The sequence below is a fragment of the Streptomyces sp. CO7 genome, from assembly GCF_053474865.1.
Genome location: NZ_JBRIOU010000013.1, coordinates 52,950 through 57,627, shown reverse-complemented (window position 1 = coordinate 57,627; position 4,678 = coordinate 52,950). Strand labels below are relative to the sequence as shown.

Sequence of the window (4,678 nt, the reverse complement as noted above, 5' to 3'; positions counted from 1 at the left end):
CGCCCGCCCCAAGGAGCCCATGCGCCCCGAACGCATCGACTGGACCCCACCGCCCGCCGACCCCGACCGGCCGCGGCAGGTGCGCCGCATCCTGCGGCTGTTCCGTCCCTACCGGGGACGCCTGTCCGTGGTCGCGGTGCTGGTCGGCGCCTCCTCGCTGGTGTCGGTGGCCAGTCCCTTCCTGCTCCGCGAGATCCTTGACGTCGCCCTGCCGCAGCAGCGCACGGGCCTGCTGAGCCTGCTGGTCCTCGGCATGATCGTCAGCGCCGTGCTCGGCGGCGTCTTCGGCGTGCTGCAGACCCTGATCTCGACCACCGTGGGCCAGCGCGTGATGCACGACCTGCGGACCGCGGTCTACGGCCGGCTGCAGCGCATGTCCCTGGCCTTCTTCACCCGCACCCGCACCGGCGAGGTGCAGTCCCGCATCGCCAACGACATCGGCGGCATGCAGGCCACCGTCACCTCGACCGTGACGTCGCTGGTCTCCAACCTCACCGGCGTCATCGCCACCGTCGTCGCCATGCTCGCGCTGGACTGGCGGCTCACCGTCGTCTCGCTCCTCCTGCTGCCGGTCTTCGTCTGGATCAGCCGCCGGGTCGGCGACGAACGCAAGAAGATCACCACCAAGCGGCAGAAGCAGATGGCCGTGATGGCGGCGACGGTCACCGAGTCCCTCTCGGTCAGCGGCATCCTGCTGGGCCGCACCATGGGCCGCGCCGACTCCCTCACCCGCTCCTTCGCCGACGAGTCCGAGAAGCTCGTCGACCTCGAGGTCAGGTCCAACATGGCCGGCCGGTGGCGGATGGCCGTCATCGGCATCGTCATGTCCGCCATGCCGGCCCTGATCTACTGGACGGCCGGCCTCGCCCTCCACATGGGCGGCCCCGCCGTCTCCCTGGGCACGCTGGTCGCCTTCACCTCGCTCCAGCAGGGGCTGTTCCGCCCCACGGTCAGCCTGCTGTCCACCGGCGTGCAGATCCAGACCTCGCTCGCCCTCTTCCAGCGCATCTTCGAGTACCTCGACCTCCCGATCGACATCACCGAGCGCCCCGACCCGGTCCGCCTCGACCGGGTCAAGGGCGAGGTGCGCCTGGAGGACGTCGAGTTCCGCTACGACGAACACGGCGAGCCCGTGCTGTCCGGGATCGACATCGACGTCCCGGCCGGCGGCAGCCTGGCCGTGGTCGGCACCACCGGCGCCGGCAAGTCCACCCTCGGCCACCTGGTGCCGCGCCTCTACGACGTCACCGGCGGGCGGGTCACGCTGGACGGCGTGGACGTCCGCGACCTCGACTTCGACACCCTGGCCCGCGCGGTGGGCGTCGTCTCCCAGGAGACGTACCTCTTCCACGCCTCCGTCGCCGACAACCTCCGCTTCGCCAAGCCCGACGCCACGGACGAGGAACTCCACACGGCCGCGCGCGCCGCGCAGATCCACGACCACATCGTCCAGCTGGCCGACGGCTACGACACGGTCGTCGGCGAGCGCGGTCACCGGTTCTCCGGCGGCGAGAAGCAGCGGCTGGCCATCGCCCGCACCATCCTCCGCGACCCGCCGGTGCTCCTCCTCGACGAGGCCACCAGCGCGCTGGACACCCGCACGGAACGCGCGGTGCAGGAGGCGATCGACGCGCTCTCCGCCAACCGCACGACGATCACCATCGCCCACCGGCTCTCCACGGTCCGCGGCGCCGACCAGATCGTCGTCCTCGACCGCGGACACGTGGTCGAGCGGGGCACCCACGAGGAGCTCCTCGCCCTCGACGGCCGCTACGCGGCGCTGGTCCGCCGCGACACGCAACTGGAGACGGCCGGAGGGTGACCCTCACCGCCCCGGGCTGCGCGCCCTACGCAGCCCGGGCGACGCCGTCGCGCAGCACCAGCCGCTCCACCGCCCGCCCCGGCAGGCGGAGTTCGTCCTCGATGCGGACGCGGTCGGCCTCGTCGAGCGTGACCGTCGCCGGGTACTGCGGGCCGACGGCCAGCCGGGCGATGCGCCGCGCGCCGGTGTCCTCGTCAGCGGTCCGGAGCGGGCCGTGCCCGCCCTCACCCTGGGCCGGCGCGTCGACCTCGGCGGCGTCCCGCTGCTCCCGCAGCCGGTCCGCGTGCCGGGCGACGTCGTCCCAGAAGTCGTCCCGCCCGGGGGCTCCGCCGCGGGCCTTCGCGAAGCTCTTCCTCTCGACGGTCAGCCGATGCAGCTCCACGCCGATCGCGCGGGCCAGCTGCCGGTCACCCAGGGCGGCGAGCGTGGCCGGGGTGGACGCGACCCGTGCCGCGGCCTCGTCCGAGGCGAGCCGCGCCTGCCTCACGGACGGCCGCGTGAGCCGCAGCAGCAGGCGCTCGCACGCCGCCGCGGCGGTCCGCGGAAGCCACAGCAGACGCTCCGTCGCCCGGCTGCGGGCCTGGACGACGGCGACCCCCGCCGCCATGTCGTCCGCCCGGTACGCGTGCACGTTGATGCTTGCCGAGGCCTGGGAACCCCCTGCCGCCATGGCCCGCACCCCGCCGCGCAACGCCCCGAGGGCCGAGCCCACGAACACGCCGCGCCGGACGTTGCGGGGGCCGCTCTCGACCATCGCCTGCGCGACGGCGGCGATGCGCTGCTGGGGAGGACAGCCACCCCAGAGGGGGAGTCCCAGCGCCAGGCACCGCCTGCGGCGGAACCCGCGGTGGACGACGTGCGCGGAGAAGCCGGCGGTGAGCTGGACCGCGTCGACGCGTCGCACGCCGACGCCGTCCGCCACCCGGTGCAGCAGCGCGAACAGGGCCGGCGCGTCGGTCTCCCGCAGCGTGGGAAGCTCCGTGTCGAGGCGCCCCGGGCGCGGGCGGAGCGCGAGAGTCAGCGCCAGCAGGGGCAGGCCGATCATGGGCTGGACCACGGTGCTGAAGCCGAGCACGGTCAGCAGCAGACCGACGGTGAACAGTCCTGCCGTGACGACATGGAAGACGCCCGCGACCGCGTACGCGGTCACTGTCGCGGACCTGACACCTACGTCGCCGCGTGCTGTTCGATCATCGTGAGCGATCGTCATCTCTTCCCCCCCCCGTAGTGGCGCGCGCCTTTCGGTGGCGCGACCAGGCGTTGATCTGATCAGCAACGCCGGACGAGGACAAGATCCCGGCCGAGGTACGGAGCTGGATTTGAGGTTCCCGGCCCTGAAGCTCCCCCGCGGCCACAGGGAAGCCCCGCGTCGGCATCCCCCCGCCGGCCGCGGTGGTCGCGGTCAGGCCGCCTCGGCATCCCCCGCCGGCCGCGGTGGTCGCGGTCAGGCCGCCTCGGCCCTGCCCAGGCTCCCGGGCCCGCTCTCCAGCAGCCGCCGGACCTCCCGCACCGCCGCCCGCCCCGCGCGGTTCGCGCCGATCGTGCTGGCCGACGGTCCGTACCCCACGAGGTGCACACGCGGGTCCGCTGCCGCCCGCGTGCCGACCAGGCGAATCCCGCCCCCCGGCTCGCGCAGCCGCAGCGGCGCCAGATGGCCCACGCTCGGCCGGAACCCCGTCGCCCACAGCACCACGTCCGCCGCGAAGACACGCCCGTCCGCCCACGCGACGCCCTCCGGGGTCATGCGGTCGAACATCGGCAACCGGTCCAGCACCCCGCTCCGCAGACCCTCACGGATCGCGTCGTTCAGCGGCAGGCCGGTCACCGACACCACGCTCCGCGGCGGCAGCCCTTGCCGGACACGCTCCTCCACCATGGCCACGGCAGCCCGCCCCGCGTCCTCGTCGAACGGGCCCTCACGGAAGACCGGCGGCCGCCGCGTCACCCAGGCCGTGGCCGCCGCGTACGGGGCGAGCTCCAGCAGGTGCTGCGTCCCCGAGGCGCCGCCGCCGACCACCACGACCCGCAGCCCCGCGAAATCCTGGGGCCCGCGGTACCCCACCGTGTGCAACTGCCGCCCGCGGAAGATCTCCTGGCCCGCGACACGCGGCACGAACGGCCGGTCCCAGGTCCCCGTGGCGTTGATCAGGGCCCGGGCGGACCACACCCCCGCCGAGGTCTCCACCCGCAGCCGCCCGCCCTCACTCTCCCGCACCGCCCGTACCTCGACGGGTCGCAGGACCTCCAGACCGAAGGCCCGCTCGTAGTCCTCGAAGTACCGCGCGATCACCTCGGACGACGGCCGCGCCGGGTCCGCCCCGGTCAGCTCCATACCCGGAAGCGAGTGCATCCCGTGCACCTTGCCGTAGGTCAGCGAGGGCCACCGGAACTGCCAGGCGCCGCCCGGACCCGGCGCGTGGTCCAGGACCACGAATCCGTGCCCGGGCGCGAACCCGGCGCGCCGCAGGTGGTAGGCCGCCGACAGCCCCGCCTGCCCGGCGCCCACCACCACGACGTCGGTCTCCCGTACCCCTTGCCCGTCCACATCCCTCACACCCCTGCGAACGACCGAGGGCCCGCCTCTCTTCCCGCGCGGGGCGGATGCGTCAGGATGGCCCCATGTCAGACCGTTTCAGCTCCCGCGTCCTGCACGTCACCACCGGCTCCTCCGAACGCGTCGCCGACATCACCCGCGACTGCGAGGAGTTCCTCCGCGAGGCGGCCGCCGGCCGCGACGGCCTCCTCAACGTCTTCGTCCCCCACGCCACCGCGGGCATCGCGGTCATCGAGACCGGCGCCGGCAGCGACGACGACCTGCTCGCCGCCCTCCGCGACCTCCTCCCGGCCGACGACCGC

4 protein-coding genes are annotated in these 4,678 nt (G+C 74.1%); 2 read left to right on the top strand and 2 right to left on the bottom strand.

The window, feature by feature from the left end; translation table 11 throughout:
- Window positions 1-19 precede the first annotated feature (19 nt).
- Complete coding sequence (locus tag ACOV8S_RS30310) at window positions 20-1,822, top strand: ABC transporter ATP-binding protein (protein ID WP_448321702.1); 1,803 nt, start codon at window positions 20-22, stop codon at window positions 1,820-1,822.
- Between the two features lie 25 nt (window positions 1,823-1,847).
- On the opposite strand, the gene ACOV8S_RS30305 is transcribed toward ACOV8S_RS30310, so the two are convergent.
- Both ACOV8S_RS30305 and ACOV8S_RS30300 read right to left on the bottom strand, forming a co-directional pair.
- On the bottom strand, window positions 1,848-2,972 hold the full coding sequence (locus ACOV8S_RS30305; protein WP_448321688.1) for a hypothetical protein: 1,125 nt from the start codon (window positions 2,970-2,972) through the stop codon (window positions 1,848-1,850).
- A 294-nt stretch (window positions 2,973-3,266) separates the two neighbouring features.
- Window positions 3,267-4,367: an NAD(P)-binding domain-containing protein gene (locus ACOV8S_RS30300; RefSeq protein ID WP_448321687.1), complete on the bottom strand. Its 1,101-nt coding sequence runs from the start codon at window positions 4,365-4,367 to the stop codon at window positions 3,267-3,269.
- 74 nt (window positions 4,368-4,441) lie between these two features.
- Between ACOV8S_RS30300 and ACOV8S_RS30295 the strand changes: the two genes are divergently transcribed.
- The coding region (locus ACOV8S_RS30295; protein WP_448321686.1) for a YjbQ family protein at window positions 4,442-4,678 on the top strand (237 nt) is incomplete at its 3' end.